We start from the raw sequence: 13,867 nt of genomic DNA, 5'->3' as shown, positions 1-13,867 counted from the left end.
CAGAAACGGCGGCGTTAGCGCATGCTGCAGCCAGACGCGCAATTTCCGCGACGCCATTTTTCGTGCCAAACAAGAGAGGCAGACAAGAGCCTTGATGCAGATGGAATGACCAGCATGGGGAGGCGGAAAACACTGGAAGACGCTGCGGCCTAACGCTCAGGCCAGCGGACATGCTGGCCTGAATATGCGGGGAGAAAGGCAACGCAACTGCCGTCCCATATTGCTTATCAAAATAAGCTTACTTGCAAGGCTTCGCCTCGTCGCCGCACGCGACGTCTCGCCCATTAGCGGACTATTGCGAGCGGCCATCGCATGACGTGCATCGTGGATTTCCGGCCTTCCACGCGATGGAGTTATTGCTTAGAAGACTGAATGCATGTGATCGTTAGCCACAGGCCGCTGCCCAGGCACAGTACGATGATGGCGATCGACAGGGGCAAATGAAATTGCGCCAATCCCGCCAGCGCAAAGCCAGCATGGATTGCAAAGGTGCCCATGCCCAGCGCGGCGCACACTGCCGCATAGCGGCGCGCTTGCCTGGTGCCCAGCAATACATGCCGATAACCGGCGAGCACCACGGCAATGGCTGCCATATTGAAGACCAGGAAGCCCTGCACGCCACCCGGCAAATAAAACATTTCCCATTCTTTCCAATAGGCTGCATCGATTTGATGCAGGATCAGGAACAACAGGGTCCAGAAGTAGCTGCGCGCCATGACATTTTTATTCGTTAATATTGACGCAATTGTAAAGCTTTCGCTGGCTCCCGGCACCGTCGCGGCAAAATTTCCATGTCAATTTGCCATTTTATTGATATAAATGCTTTTTCATTAAGAAATCATGCATACTGCGAGTCGACCATATCAAGATGAGCATCGCATGACTAGCAACAAGCCCGCCGCGGAAACCAAGCTCCAGGACTTCGAATTTGAGGCGATGAATCTGCAGGTAGGCGGACGCATCCAGTTCATCACGCATCGCACCATCAAACCCATCCAGCATTTCTCGACCCTGATCGGCTACGTCAAAGACGAGTACCTGATCGTCAAGATTCCCATGGAGAACGGCGCCGCCATCGTGCTCAACGAAGGCGACAAGCTGACCATCCGCGTGTTTTCCGGCGTCACCGTCTGTTCGTTTGCCTGCAGCGTGCTGCGCATCTTTGGCCGCCCGCTCAATTATGTCCACCTGAGTTTTCCCGACGCCATCCAGGGCACCAGCCTGCGCACGGCCATGCGCGTGAAAGTGGAAATCCCCGCGCAGCTCAGCTATCGCGACGTGGCGCCCGTGCCCGTGTTTATCGTCAACCTCAGCGTCTCGGGCGCGCTGATCGAAGCGCCCAGCATGCTCACGCCGGACGACGAGGGCGTGGCACTGAGCTTTACCTTGCTGGTGCAGCCGAACAAGCATCAGATGCGCGTCAACACGCGCGCACGCATCCAGAACGTCAGCGTAGGCAAGCCGTCGAATGGCCATGCCGCCCAGGTGGCCGAAGTCTATACGTATGGCGTGCAATTCATCGACCTGGAACCGACCCACTACACCCTGCTGCAAAACCTCACCTATGAAGCGCTGATCGCGGACCGGCAAAAAATCGTGTAATGCCCTGCTGGCAAACCCCGCTTACTGGGTCGGGGTCACATCGGGAATATTGTTTTTGGTAATCGCTTCCTTTGCCGCCAGATTCGTCACGGTGGTGCTGTTGAACCAGCTCAGACTGCTGGTGCCCGGCTTCATGGTCATCGTCACGCTTTGTCCGCCGATCCCCGTGCCCAGGTCGGCAGCGAGGGTCAGTACGATATTGCCCTTGTCCACAGTGGCGCCCGCCACTTCGCGAGTGGCACTGAAGACGGGAATGGAACTTGGCACGGCCGGGGTGGGCGTGCTGCAGGCAGTCGCCTCGCCTCCGTTTTCCTGCACGCACAGGGCCACGGCCGTTTTCAAGGGCGCGGCGGCCGCCAGCACATTGCTGACCTTGGCCCGCATCGTATAGTCGCCGTACTGGGGAATGGCCACGGCCGCCAGGATGCCGGCGATGGCCACCACGATCATCAGTTCTATCAGGGTAAATCCGCTTTGCGCGCGCATCGTCTCCTCCCATTGTGCATTGCTCACGCCGTGCATGGTGCAAGCGCCATGCCAGCGGCACGCCCGGGCAGCGGCGGCACACATGGAAAGAAAAGCGACACTTTTGGGCAGCTTCGGACCAGTTGCGTCGGCCCGGGCCGGGATGCGGCCTGTCTTGCAGACAAAAAAAAGGAGCCGAAGCTCCTTTTTTGTACTGCGGCAAGCCGGCTGAAATTACAGCATGGCTTTCAGCAGACGCGCCATTTCCGACGGGTTTTTGGTCACGGTGATGCCGCAAGCTTCCATGATTTCCAGCTTGGCTTGTGCCGTATCGGCACCGCCCGAGATCAGCGCGCCGGCGTGGCCCATGCGCTTGCCTGGAGGAGCGGTCACGCCGGCGATGAAGCCGACGACCGGTTTTTTCATGTTGTCTTTGATCCAATAAGCCGCGTTGGCTTCGTCCGGACCGCCGATTTCGCCGATCATGATGACCGCGTCGGTATCTGGATCGTCATTGAACATCTTCATGATGTCGATGTGCTTCAGACCGTTGATCGGGTCGCCGCCGATGCCGACTGCCGACGATTGGCCCAGGCCCAGTGCGGTCAGCTGACCCACTGCTTCATAGGTCAGGGTACCCGAACGCGATACCACGCCGATGCGGCCTTTTTTATGGATGTGGCCTGGCATGATGCCGATCTTGATTTCGTCTGGCGTGATCAAGCCTGGGCAGTTAGGGCCCAGCAGCAAGGTCTTGCTGTTGGCTTTGGCCATGCGATCTTTCAGGGCCATCATGTCGCGGACAGGAATGCCTTCGGTAATGCAAATGGCCAGATCCATTTCAGCTTCGACAGCTTCCCAGATCGCCGCTGCCGCGCCTGCTGGCGGCACGTAGATCACGGAAACGTTGGCGCCGGTTTCTTTTTTCGCTTCGGTAACGTTAGCGAAAATTGGAATGCCTTCGAAATCTTCGCCGGCTTTCTTCGGGTTCACGCCTGCCACGAAGGCAGCTTTGCCGTTCGCGTAGTCGCGGCAACCGCGGGTGTGGAACTGGCCGGTCTTGCCGGTGATCCCTTGGGTTACGACTTTGGTATCTTTATTGATCAGAATGGACATGTTGATTCCTTAATTAAGCTTGACCAGCAGCGGCGGCAACGACGCTCTTTGCTGCATCTTCCATGGTGTCGGCTGCGATGATAGGCAGACCGGAATCGGCCAGCATCTTTTTGCCCAGGTCTTCGTTGGTGCCCTTCATGCGCACCACCAGCGGTACGTTCAGCGAAACGGCTTTCACCGCGGCGATGACGCCTTCGGCGATCACGTCGCAACGCATGATGCCGCCGAAAATGTTCACCAGGATGGCTTTCAGGCCTGGGTTTTTCAGCATGATCTTGAACGCTTCGGTTACTTTTTCTGCCGTGGCGCCGCCGCCGACGTCCAGGAAGTTGGCTGGCTCGCCGCCGAACAGTTTGATCGTGTCCATGGTGGCCATGGCCAGGCCGGCACCGTTCACCAGGCAACCGATGTTGCCGTCGAGCGAGATGTAAGCCAGGTCGAATTTCGACGCTTCGATTTCCGCTGGATCTTCTTCGTCCAGATCGCGCAGGGCGACGATTTCCGGGTGACGGAACAGGGCATTCGGGTCAAAGTTGAACTTGGCGTCCAGGGCGATGACTTTGCCGCTGCCGGTGACGATCAGCGGATTGATCTCGGCCAGCGAGCAATCGGTTTCCCAGTACGCTTTGTACAGGCCTTGCAGGTTGACGCGTGCGTCGACGATGGAACCGGCAGGCACGCCGATTTTGGTCGCGATGTCGTCTGCCTGGGCATCGGTCAGGCCGACGCTTGGCTCGATGGTGACGTGGTGGATCTTCTCTGGGTGGCTCTCGGCCACTTCTTCGATGTCCATGCCGCCTTCGGACGAAGCCATCAGGACGATCTTCTGGGTAACGCGGTCGGTGACCAGCGAAACGTACAGTTCTTGCTTGATGTCGGCGCCTTCTTCCACCAGCAGGCGGTTGACTTTCTGGCCTTCGGCGCTGGTCTGGTGCGTGATCAGCTGCATGCCCATGATCTGGTCAGCGTATTCCTTGACCTGTTCGATCGATTTTGCCACTTTCACGCCGCCGCCCTTGCCGCGGCCACCTGCGTGGATCTGCGCCTTGACTACCCACACCGGGCCGCCCAGGGTTTCCGCAGCCTTGACTGCCTCGTCGACGGACATGCACGGAATACCGCGTGGTACCGTCACTCCGAATTGCCGGAGGATTTCTTTGGCTTGATACTCATGGATTTTCATGCTGGCTTCCCTTCTGATACTGATTTGTAAAAATACGGTTAGTGGTGCAAAAAAAACAGGAAAAACAGAGCGCCGGGGTCACGCTTTGGCTACCCAGCGCGGGTAATACCGTGCAACTGCCCCGCCATCGGTGCGCAGGGCGTGGCATTTGTCGAGTTGAAACGGCTTTTCATGCGACAAGTCAGCATTCGCACCGTCACGGGTCGACCAGACATCGCCGGCAAATGCCTGAACCGTCGCAGTCGGCAAGACTTGCGCCAGTTCCGTCAAATGGGTACAGCCGGCGATTCCCGCCAGGCGCTGTTTCAAGTCGCGGCGGAAATTCTTCAATAAATTCAAACCGATCAGCGCCCTGTAAGCGGGGCCGATGGTATCGCAAAAACCGGGATAGGGCACGGCATCGGAGGCGGCTTCGGCCTCGACGATGGTCAGTTCGCGATCGACGGTAATGCGGAGATGGAGGTCGTGCAGAGGGGTGCCGGCGGGACGGGGGCCCGAGGCCAGGGTCGCGTCGTAGCTTTTGATATCGGTAATACGGGCGTCAATATCCCACAGGCCGTCGTCGCGCAGATACGCTTGGACGTCGATAACGCGGGAGTGCCGTAGGGCGCGCCGGGATACGGGAGTTGACAGGGGCATAAGACCGATGCCGCTTGCGCGGCCATAATTAGTAAGCAGCCATGTGCATAAAGCACGCCGTTCGCAGCTTCTACGAACAGCAACCGCACCTGCGGCGCCGCAAAAACCCTAAAAGTGTAGCACATTGGGCGCTGGTTGCGCCGCAACATAATTTTTCACCGGCCTGATCGCCCGCCTGCGATTATTGATGCAAATCGCAAAATCAATGACGATCATTCGCAATTCGCATAACTTCTGGCATGGCGCGGACACGCCAACACCGTGCCTCAGTCGGCCACGCCCAGCGCGCGCAAAACTGGCAAGGTACGCTCGGCAAAATGGCGGGCATGCTCCCACAGCTCGGCCAGGTTCTCTTCTTCCGTCAGCAAGGGCTGCCCATCCTTCGACAGCAACTGCTTCAGGCGTATCAGCACAGGCCATGTCTCGCGCACCCAATCCTGCGGCTCTTGCCATCCTTGCATTTTCGCCCACAGGAACAGCTGTTGTAAATGCGGTACAAACACGCCACCGCCCGTCATCGGGCTGGCAAGGCTGTACAGGTCGGACCTTGCCAGCGCCTGCTCCAGCAAATACGCATTCAGGCGCGCCGTCTGCGGCTGTGCCACGGCAATGTCGGCTTCGTCCTGGACGGCGTAGACACTGCCCTTGCTGATCAGAATCAGCATGATCTGCAACAAGGCGGCCAGGCTGGCTTCGGTGCCAGCCAATTGCTGCTCCAGTTCCCCGATCGTGTGCACGCGGTGATCGGCAAGCGCATCGAGCACGGGCGCATATACGCGCTCATCCATATCGGCATCGCCCAGCACGCCATGCACGCTCAATACCACCGTATCGCGCGGCACCGCCAGCATCACGCGCACGGCCCGCAAGGCCGTGGCCTGAGCGAACGGCGTCAGCGTGCGCGCACCCTTGATCCAGTAATCCCTGCGAAATTGCTGGTTGATCAGGAACGCCCGCGTCGTTTCGCGGAAGATGGGGTCAGGAATCTCGGCCAGGAATTGCTGGTGCTCGGCCGTGAGATTGAGCATGTCGACATGCTCGGTGTAGGTGGCGGAAGCGGCGAACTCCAGCTTGGCTTCGCTCAACATGGCAGCCACCTGGGAAAAAGCCATCGGCTGCCAGTCCGCATTGAAATACTCGTGCGCAACATAATGACGTTCAAACGATTTCAGCTTCTCGAAGCGGTCGGCCAGCAGGGGATTGGCCTCGAGATAGCGCGGCTTCGTGGCGATCATCCTGTCGACGAAATCGATGGCGCCGTCGATACGCGCCAGCACGCCTTGCCCCGGCGCCCCCATGACGCGGCTATGTTCGGTCAGCAAGTCGCGCATCGGCATCATGGCGGCCCAGCCTGGCTGCGTGTTGTAGCTGAGGTAGGCGACGCCGCCCACTTTCAGCTTGCGCTGCAGGAAGTCCACGATCAATGCACGGTTTTCCGCCGAAATCCAGCTCCAGATACCGTGCAGGCAGATGAAATCGAAATCGGGCAAGTCGTCGCGGCGGCAAAACTGTTCGAACGATTCGTCCGTGAACTGCGCCCCGGCGCCAGCGGCGCTGGCCAGTTCCTGGGCATAGGCCGCCTGGGCCGGATTGAAATCATTGCCATACCAGCGCGTGGCGGACGCCGCGGCATGGAAGTTGGCACTGACGCCCTGGCCGAAGCCCAATTCGCAAGCCGTGCCATTGGCAGGCAGGACCAGGCCGGCGGCCAGCAGGGGCAGGCGCAGGCGCAGGGGATTCAATTCTTCGTAATAGCCATAGGTATAGGCGACCTCGGCCATATAGCCGGCATTCCAGTTGCTCATTGCGCTTCCTGTCTCGATCAGTGGCGGTGCGCGCAGCGCACCAGGTTCGAGCGCCAGAATACCCGATATCGCGGGCGCCCAGTAGCGCGAACAGAGGGCATTTGAAAGCGCAGTTCACGGCCGCGCGGCGTGGCGCGGCGCGGCGCGGCGGCAGCATCATGGCCAGGGTGCAAAGCTGACGGCAGGAGCGGCAGAGCGACCTTGCCTGGCGGCAAATGGGAGCGCCAGTGCGCGCGACGGCCTTAGTCCTCGTCGGGCTCGAGTCCCTTCAACGCCACCTGCACGGCGCGCTGGGAAAAGCCGCGCTGCATCAGGAAGCGCATCTGCTTACTGCGCTGTTCGGCATCCTGCGCCACTTGCCCGAACTTGCGGCGCCACACTTCGCAGGCGCGCTCGGTCTCGCCTTCGGCCAGGCCCGCCTTGAGTTCCTGCAGCGCCTCGCCGGCGATGCCATGGCTTTGCAATTCCGCCATGATGCGGCTATTGCCGAAGCGGGCCGAGCGGCGGTGGATCAGCGACTCGGAAAAACGCTCCTGCGACAGCCAGTTGGCCTGCTCCAGGCTGTCGAGCAAGGCTTCCACATCGTCGCCCTCCTGCGCATGCCGCTGCAGCTTGCGCCGCAATTCCATGCGGCTGTGCTCGCGCATCGACAAAAAGCGTAGCGCCCTGCCCTTCAGGCTCAGTTGTACCGCTGCCATCATTCCACCCTATCGTTCAACACATCAAGACAACTCAAATCAAATACAACATCAACTCACGACAATTCAAACACGACATCGCCGCGACAGATCTGCCGCCCGACATGCCGTTAACAATGCCGCCGGTAATCCCGTCGATATTGCCGTCAACAATGCCGTCAAAAACACAAATGCCGCCGGGCGCACAGGCGCGAGGCGGCATTCATTGTAGATCTTTTAGGCGGCAAACCACGGCGCAAGGGGCCGTCATGTGTCGCAGCGTGTCGCTGGCAAGACCAACCGCAGCTGGCCACGCCAGCGCAGCCGACCTGCGCCACCTTATTACTCGGCTGCTTTCGCTTCTGCAGCCTTGGCAGCCTTGTCGGCAGCCTTATCCGCTTTTTCCGGCTTTTCAGCAGCCAGCGGCGGCAGTTCGCGCACGCCCAGCGAAGCGCGGACCTTGTTTTCGATTTCGCGGGCCAGCGCCGGACGCTCTTGCAGGAAGGCGCGGGCGTTGTCCTTGCCCTGGCCGATGCGTTCGCCGTTGTAGCTGTACCACGAACCGGATTTTTCCACGATCTTGGCATCCGAACCCAGGTCCAGGATTTCGCCTTCGCGCGACGTGCCGGCGCCGTACAGGATATCGAAGTGCGCTTCCTTGAACGGCGGCGCGATCTTGTTCTTGACGACCTTGACCTTGGTTTCGTTGCCGATCACTTCATCGCCGGACTTGATCGAGCCGGTGCGGCGGATATCCAGGCGCACGGACGCGTAGAATTTCAGCGCGTTACCACCGGTGGTGGTTTCCGGGCTGCCGAACATCACGCCGATCTTCATGCGGATCTGGTTGATGAAGATGACCAGGGTATTCGTGCGGTTGATGGAACCGGTCAGCTTGCGCAGGGCTTGCGACATCAGGCGCGCTTGCAGACCTGGCAGGGAGTCGCCCATGTCGCCTTCGATCTCGGCGCGTGGCGTCAGTGCGGCCACGGAGTCGATGACGACGAGGTCGACGCTGCCCGAACGCACGAGGGCGTCGCAGATTTCCAGTGCCTGCTCGCCCGTATCCGGTTGCGAGATCAGCAGTTCATGCAGGTTCACGCCCAGCTTTTGCGCGTAACCGACGTCGAGTGCATGCTCGGCATCGATAAAGGCACAGGTGCCGCCCAGTTTTTGCATTTCAGCAATGGTTTGCAGGGTCAGGGTGGTTTTACCCGACGATTCCGGACCGTAGATTTCCACCACGCGGCCGCGCGGCAAGCCGCCTACGCCCAGCGCGATATCGAGGCCGAGCGAACCGGTCGACACGACTTGCACTTCTTCGATCGGTGCGCTGGCATCCATGCGCATGACCGAACCTTTGCCAAACTGCTTCTCGATCTGCGCCAGTGCGGCGGCGAGCGCCTTGGCTTTTTCCGATGCGGGTACTACAGCTTTTTTATCGTCCATATGTTCTTTCAGCCGTTCTACAGTCGACGATTCACGTGAATCGGTCGGCCTGCGATAGCGCCAGTGGGTTAAATTCTTTACACAGACAGTACTGTATAAAAAAACAGTGATCAATGCAAGCGGAACGTGGATTTGTTTTGAAACAGATCAATACAACCCTGTTTTTCACAAAAATTCGCCACCTTGCGGAAAATGAAACACAATACAAGCTTCTACCGCCGCAAGCATAGGAAGTGCACCATGCGTATTTTACTTGCCGAAGATGACAGCGTGCTGGCCGATGGCCTGACCCGCTCGCTGCGCCAGTCCGGTTATGCGATCGACTACGTCAAGACGGGGCAAGAGGCCGATACGGCCTTGTCCACCCAGGAATTCGACTTGCTGATCCTCGACCTGGGCCTGCCGAAGATGTCCGGCCTGGAAGTGCTGCGCCGCCTGCGCGCGCGCGCCTCGCTGCTGCCCGTACTGATCCTGACGGCAGCCGATTCCATCGAACAACGCGTCAATGGCCTCGACCTCGGTGCCGATGATTATATGGCCAAGCCGTTCGCGCTGTCGGAACTGGAGGCAAGAGTGCGCGCCCTGACGCGCCGCGGCGCCGGCGGCGGCGCCACCATCATCAAGCACGGTCCCCTCAGCTACGACCAGGTGGGGCGCAGCGCCTACATCAACGACCAGATGCTCGACCTGTCCGCGCGCGAACTGGGCTTGCTGGAAATCCTGCTGGGCCGCACGGGCCGTCTCGTCTCGAAAGAGCAGCTGGTCGACCACCTGTGCGAATGGGGCGAGGAAGTGTCGAACAACGCCATCGAAGTGTATGTGCACCGCCTGCGCAAGAAGATCGAGGTGGGCGGCGTGCGCATCGCCACCGTGCGCGGCCTCGGCTATTGCCTGGAAAAATACTCGGAAGCAGCGCGCCTGAACGCTGAAGCGGGCGAGTCGGCAGGCCTGGCCAACGGACCCGCCAGCAAGTGAAGCCGCGCGAGGCGCCAGCGGACGAGGCGGACGACGACTGGTTCGAGCCGCCCACCACGGAGCAGGATGACACCATCGAGCATTCGCTGTTCGGCGAAATCCTCGACTGGATGCTGGCGCCCCTGTTGCTGCTGTGGCCGATGAGCATCGCCATCACCTATCTGGTGGCCAAGAGCATCGCCAATCAGCCATTCGACCATGCGCTGGAAGACAGCGTGACGGTGCTCACGCAGCAGGTCAAGCAAGCCGATGGCGCCGTGCTGCGCCACGTGCCGGAAAAAAACGGCAAGGGCCGCGACTTCCTGCGCGGCGACGATGTCGACACCCTGTATTACCTGGTGGTGGGCGCGCGCGGCGAATACCTGGACGGCGACCGCGACTTGCCGCCGCCCCAGGACCCCGACAAATACCGCAGCGGCATGGTGCTGTTTCGCAACGACACCATCCACGGCACGCCCGTGCGCGTGGCGTTCACCTATCTCGACATGCCGTCCAGCAGCGACGACGAACCGCGCCGCGCGCTGGTGCAGGTGGCCGAAACGCTGGAAAAACGGGCCCAGCTGGCCAATGAAATCATCAAGGGCGTGATTTTGCCGCAGTTCATCATCCTGCCCGTGATCCTGGCCCTGGTCTGGTTTGCCCTGGCGCGCGGCCTGTCGCCGCTGGCGCAATTGCAGGAGCGCATACGCGCCCGGCCGCCCGACGATTTATCGCCCATCGAATCGGGCCAGGTGCCCGAGGAAATCACGCCACTGGTCGGTTCGCTCAACGAGATGCTGGCCCGCTTGTCGCTGTCGATCGACATGCAGAAACGCTTCATCGCCGATGCCGCGCACCAGATGAAGACGCCGCTGGCCGGCATGCGCATGCAGTCGGAGCTGGCCCTGCGCCAGACCGACCACGACGAAATACACCGCTCGCTGCTGCAGCTGGCGAAAAGCTCGGAAGCGGCCACGCGGCTGGTGAACCAGCTGCTGGCCCTGGCGCGCGCGGAAAACCAGCCGCAGGCGGGCACGGCGTTCGAACCGATCGAGCTGAGCGAACTGGCGCGCGGCGTGGTGCAGGACTGGGTGCAAGCCTCGTTTGCCCAGCATATCGACCTGGGCTTCGAACAACCTGCGTATTCGATCATGATTTCCGGCAATGCCATGATGCTGCGTGAACTGCTGAGCAATCTGATCGACAATGCCCTGCGCTACACGCCGGCCGGGGGCAGCGTCACGGTGCGCGTGCGCAGCACCCTGGAACTGGCCATCCTGGAAGTGGAAGATACGGGTCCCGGCATCCCGCCGGCCGAGCGGGCGCACGTGTTCGAACGCTTTTACCGTATTCTCGGCAGCAATGTCGACGGTAGCGGACTGGGCCTGGCCATCGTGCGCGAAATCGCCCAGCAGCATGGCGCCGAAGTCGATATTTTCAATAATCCCCGCGCGCACTCGCCGAAGCTGCCGGGCACCCTGCTGCGCCTGAGCATCGCCCTGCTGCTGCCGGACGCGCCAGAAGAGGATGACATCACGTATGGATAAGCCCAGCCCTCCCGCGCCGCCGCTGCGGCCCGCGCGCACGCCCGGCCCTGAGTTGCAGGCGCGCCTCGATACGCACTGGCGCAAGACGCGGCGCCTGACGGCCATCCTGCTGCTGGTCTGGCTGCTGACGGGCTTCCTGACCGTGTTTTATGCGCGCGAACTGCTGCACCTGAACCTGTTCGGCTGGCCCCTGCCCTTCTATATGGCGGCCCAGGGCGCCTCGCTGGTCTACCTGGCCATCATCGCCTTCTACGCCTGGCGCATGCGGCGCCTGGACCGGGCCTTTCATGTCGAGGAGAAAACATGAGCGGCCAGCGCAGCTTCTTTGCCCGGCTGAGCCGCTACTACCTGCTGTTTACGGGCGGATTTGCCGCCTTCCTGCTGGCCCTGGCCGTGCTGGAACAGGAAGGCATGCCGCGCGCGTGGATCGGCTACCTGTTCATGCTGGTCACCATCACCCTGTACGCCACCATCGGCGTCATCAGCCGCACCTCGAACGTCACCGAATACTATGTGGCGGGGCGCCGGGTGCCGGCCATGTTCAACGGCATGGCCACGGCCGCCGACTGGATTTCGGCCGCCAGCTTCATCAGCCTGGCCGGCGGCCTGTACCTGAACGGCTTCGACGGCCTGGCCTTCATCATGGGCTGGACGGGCGGCTATTGCCTGGTGGCGTTGTTGATCGCCCCCTACCTGCGCAAGTTCGGCCAGTACACGATTCCCGATTTCCTCGCCGCCCGCTACGGCAGCGGCGCGGACGGCCGCGGCGCCAGCGTGCGCGTGGTGGCCGTGGCCGCCACCATCATCGTGTCGTTCACCTATGTGGTGGCGCAGATCTACGCCGTTGGCCTGATCGCCTCGCGCTTCACGGGCGTGGATTTTTCCGTCGGCATCTTCCTGGGCCTGGCCAGCATCCTCGTCTGCTCCTTTCTGGGCGGCATGCGCGCCATCACCTGGACGCAGGTGGCGCAGTACATCATCATCCTCGTCGCCTTCCTGATTCCCGCCATGTGGCTGTCGGTCAAGCATGCGGACAATCCCGTGCCGCAGATCGCCTACGGCAAGGTGCTGCCGCAGCTGAGCGCGCGCGAACACGTGCTGGAAACGGACCCGAAGGAAAACGAGGTGCGCGCCATCTTCCGCCAGCGCGCGCAAAGCTACCAGGCGCGCATCGACGGCTTGCCCGGCTCGTGGGAGCAAGGCCGCCTGGCGGCCCAGCGCCAGCTCGACAGTTTGCGCCAGCGCAATACCTCGCTGTTCGACATCCGCAACGCGGAGCGCTATCTGATCGCCTATCCGAAAAGCCCGGATGAGGCGCGCGTGCTGTGGCAGGCGGCGCAGGCGCAGAACCAGAAACGCGCCGAGCCGATCATTCCGCACGCGCAGCCGTTTCCCGCTGCGGACCGCGCGCAGTCCGACATCAAGCGCAACAATTTCCTCGCCCTCGTGTTTTGCATGATGCTGGGCACGGCTGCCCTGCCCCATATCCTGATGCGATCCTACACCACACCGTCCGTGCACGAAACGCGCGTGTCCGTCTTCTGGACCCTGTTCTTCATCTTGTTGATCTACCTCACGATTCCCGCGCTGGCCGTGCTGGTCAAGTACGATATTTACTCAGCACTGGTGGGCACGCAATACGCGAACCTGCCCACCTGGGTATCGTACTGGGCCAACGTGGACAAGCTCAGTCCCCTGATCAGCATCGTCGACGTCAACCGCGACGGCATCGTGCAACTGGCGGAAATTTCCATCGACGCCGACGTGCTGGTGCTGGCCACGCCCGAGATCGCCGGCCTGCCCTATGTGATTTCCGGCCTGGTGGCGGCGGGCGGCCTGGCGGCCGCCCTGTCGACGGCCGACGGCTTGCTGCTGGCCATTTCAAACGCCTTGTCGCACGACATTTACTACAAGGTGGTCGATCCCAGCGCCTCGACGCAAAAGCGCGTGACGATTTCCAAATTGCTGCTGCTGGCCGTGGCCTTCATCGCCGCCTATGCCGCCTCGCAAAAGCCGGCCGACATCCTGTCGCTGGTGGGCGTGGCGTTTTCCCTGGCCGCCTCGACCCTGTTCCCGCCGCTGGTGCTGGGCGTGTTCTGGCAACGCACCAATTACCAGGGCGCACTGGCCGGCATGTTCACGGGCTTTGGCGTGTGCCTGTATTACATGCTGCACACGAGCACTATGCTGGGAGGCAATGCCAGCGGTCAATGGTTTCATATCGCGCCCATTTCCGCCGGCATCTTCGGCGTGCCGGCCGGCCTGGCCGCCGCCGTGCTGGTCAGCTGGCTGACACCGGCGCCGGGACGCCGCAGCACGGGGCTGGTCGAACATATCCGGGCGCCGGAATGAAGACCTGAAAAATAAGGTACAGAAACATCCTGAGCGACTGCATCGATGTTAATCTTGTGAAAATGGTGCTTAAATGAC

General features: G+C 61.1%; 14 protein-coding genes. 5 read left to right on the top strand and 9 right to left on the bottom strand.

From position 1 onward, the window contains the following. Nucleotides 1-353 precede the first annotated feature (353 nt). Nucleotides 354-773, bottom strand: coding sequence for a DUF6713 family protein (locus GCN75_RS21425; RefSeq protein ID WP_226941508.1), 420 nt, complete (start codon nucleotides 771-773; stop codon nucleotides 354-356). 106 nt (nucleotides 774-879) lie between these two features. Between GCN75_RS21425 and GCN75_RS21420 the strand changes: the two genes are divergently transcribed. Then, nucleotides 880-1,602 (top strand): flagellar brake protein, encoded by a 723-nt coding sequence (locus tag GCN75_RS21420; RefSeq protein WP_152284205.1) that lies wholly within the window; start codon nucleotides 880-882, stop codon nucleotides 1,600-1,602. Between the two features lie 21 nt (nucleotides 1,603-1,623). Here GCN75_RS21420 and GCN75_RS21415 read toward each other — a convergent pair whose 3' ends face one another. From GCN75_RS21415 to recA, 8 genes are all read right to left on the bottom strand, one after another. Beyond that, nucleotides 1,624-2,088 (bottom strand): pilin, encoded by a 465-nt coding sequence (locus GCN75_RS21415; RefSeq protein ID WP_152284204.1) that lies wholly within the window; start codon nucleotides 2,086-2,088, stop codon nucleotides 1,624-1,626. Nucleotides 2,089-2,301: 213 nt separating this feature from the next. Next, a complete protein-coding gene (gene sucD / locus GCN75_RS21410) occupies nucleotides 2,302-3,183 on the bottom strand; it encodes a succinate--CoA ligase subunit alpha (RefSeq protein WP_034746085.1) in 882 nt (293 codons plus the stop codon). 13 nt (nucleotides 3,184-3,196) lie between these two features. After that, a complete protein-coding gene (gene sucC / locus GCN75_RS21405; protein WP_152284203.1) occupies nucleotides 3,197-4,366 on the bottom strand; it encodes an ADP-forming succinate--CoA ligase subunit beta in 1,170 nt (389 codons plus the stop codon). Between the two features lie 78 nt (nucleotides 4,367-4,444). After that, complete coding sequence (locus tag GCN75_RS21400; protein ID WP_152254938.1) at nucleotides 4,445-5,005, bottom strand: DUF2889 domain-containing protein; 561 nt, start codon at nucleotides 5,003-5,005, stop codon at nucleotides 4,445-4,447. Nucleotides 5,006-5,271: 266 nt separating this feature from the next. Beyond that, on the bottom strand, nucleotides 5,272-6,810 hold the full coding sequence (locus tag GCN75_RS21395; protein ID WP_152284202.1) for a class I SAM-dependent methyltransferase: 1,539 nt from the start codon (nucleotides 6,808-6,810) through the stop codon (nucleotides 5,272-5,274). A gap of 242 nt (nucleotides 6,811-7,052) precedes the next feature. Then, nucleotides 7,053-7,508, bottom strand: a complete 456-nt coding sequence (recX, locus tag GCN75_RS21390) for a recombination regulator RecX (protein ID WP_152284240.1) — start codon at nucleotides 7,506-7,508, stop codon at nucleotides 7,053-7,055. A 34-nt stretch (nucleotides 7,509-7,542) separates the two neighbouring features. Continuing rightward, a complete protein-coding gene (locus tag GCN75_RS29275; protein WP_193317592.1) occupies nucleotides 7,543-7,710 on the bottom strand; it encodes a hypothetical protein in 168 nt (55 codons plus the stop codon). A gap of 119 nt (nucleotides 7,711-7,829) precedes the next feature. After that, a complete protein-coding gene (recA, locus tag GCN75_RS21385; protein WP_071321836.1) occupies nucleotides 7,830-8,936 on the bottom strand; it encodes a recombinase RecA in 1,107 nt (368 codons plus the stop codon). Between the two features lie 240 nt (nucleotides 8,937-9,176). Here recA and GCN75_RS21380 point away from each other — a divergent pair, with 240 nt between their 5' ends. Genes GCN75_RS21380 through GCN75_RS21365 form a run of 4 tightly spaced genes read left to right on the top strand, consistent with a single transcriptional unit; the run spans nucleotide 9,177 to nucleotide 13,789 of the window. Continuing rightward, nucleotides 9,177-9,911, top strand: a complete 735-nt coding sequence (locus tag GCN75_RS21380) for a response regulator (protein WP_152254935.1) — start codon at nucleotides 9,177-9,179, stop codon at nucleotides 9,909-9,911. Continuing rightward, complete coding sequence (locus tag GCN75_RS21375; protein WP_226941507.1) at nucleotides 9,908-11,437, top strand: sensor histidine kinase; 1,530 nt, start codon at nucleotides 9,908-9,910, stop codon at nucleotides 11,435-11,437. The genes GCN75_RS21380 and GCN75_RS21375 overlap by 4 nt, the downstream gene beginning before the upstream one ends. Beyond that, the gene (locus tag GCN75_RS21370; protein WP_152284201.1) at nucleotides 11,430-11,744 is read left to right on the top strand and encodes a DUF4212 domain-containing protein; all 315 of its coding nucleotides are present in this window, start codon (nucleotides 11,430-11,432) and stop codon (nucleotides 11,742-11,744) included. Before GCN75_RS21375 ends, GCN75_RS21370 begins: the two co-directional genes overlap by 8 nt. Next, entirely contained in the window at nucleotides 11,741-13,789 is a 2,049-nt protein-coding gene (locus GCN75_RS21365) for a sodium:solute symporter family protein (RefSeq protein ID WP_152284200.1), read from the top strand. The genes GCN75_RS21370 and GCN75_RS21365 overlap by 4 nt, the downstream gene beginning before the upstream one ends. Nucleotides 13,790-13,867: the final 78 nt, after the last annotated feature.

It is taken from the genome of Janthinobacterium violaceinigrum, from assembly GCF_009208555.1.
In the GTDB taxonomy this organism is placed as follows: domain Bacteria; phylum Pseudomonadota; class Gammaproteobacteria; order Burkholderiales; family Burkholderiaceae_D; genus Janthinobacterium; species Janthinobacterium violaceinigrum.
The sequence above is the reverse complement of the archived record's forward strand: the minus strand, read 5'-3'. Positions and strand labels throughout refer to the sequence as shown.

Coding starts and splice junctions, on each gene's coding strand:
- GCN75_RS21420 (WP_152284205.1), top strand. CDS start 880: ATGACTAGCAACAAGCCCGCCGCGGAAACCAAGCTCCAGGACTTCGAA.
- GCN75_RS21415 (WP_152284204.1), bottom strand. CDS start 2,088: ATGCGCGCGCAAAGCGGATTTACCCTGATAGAACTGATGATCGTGGTG.
- sucD (WP_034746085.1), bottom strand. CDS start 3,183: ATGTCCATTCTGATCAATAAAGATACCAAAGTCGTAACCCAAGGGATC.
- sucC (WP_152284203.1), bottom strand. CDS start 4,366: ATGAAAATCCATGAGTATCAAGCCAAAGAAATCCTCCGGCAATTCGGA.
- GCN75_RS21400 (WP_152254938.1), bottom strand. CDS start 5,005: ATGCCCCTGTCAACTCCCGTATCCCGGCGCGCCCTACGGCACTCCCGC.
- GCN75_RS21395 (WP_152284202.1), bottom strand. CDS start 6,810: ATGAGCAACTGGAATGCCGGCTATATGGCCGAGGTCGCCTATACCTAT.
- recX (WP_152284240.1), bottom strand. CDS start 7,508: ATGGCAGCGGTACAACTGAGCCTGAAGGGCAGGGCGCTACGCTTTTTG.
- GCN75_RS29275 (WP_193317592.1), bottom strand. CDS start 7,710: ATGCCGCCTCGCGCCTGTGCGCCCGGCGGCATTTGTGTTTTTGACGGC.
- recA (WP_071321836.1), bottom strand. CDS start 8,936: ATGGACGATAAAAAAGCTGTAGTACCCGCATCGGAAAAAGCCAAGGCG.
- GCN75_RS21380 (WP_152254935.1), top strand. CDS start 9,177: ATGCGTATTTTACTTGCCGAAGATGACAGCGTGCTGGCCGATGGCCTG.
- GCN75_RS21370 (WP_152284201.1), top strand. CDS start 11,430: ATGGATAAGCCCAGCCCTCCCGCGCCGCCGCTGCGGCCCGCGCGCACG.
- GCN75_RS21365 (WP_152284200.1), top strand. CDS start 11,741: ATGAGCGGCCAGCGCAGCTTCTTTGCCCGGCTGAGCCGCTACTACCTG.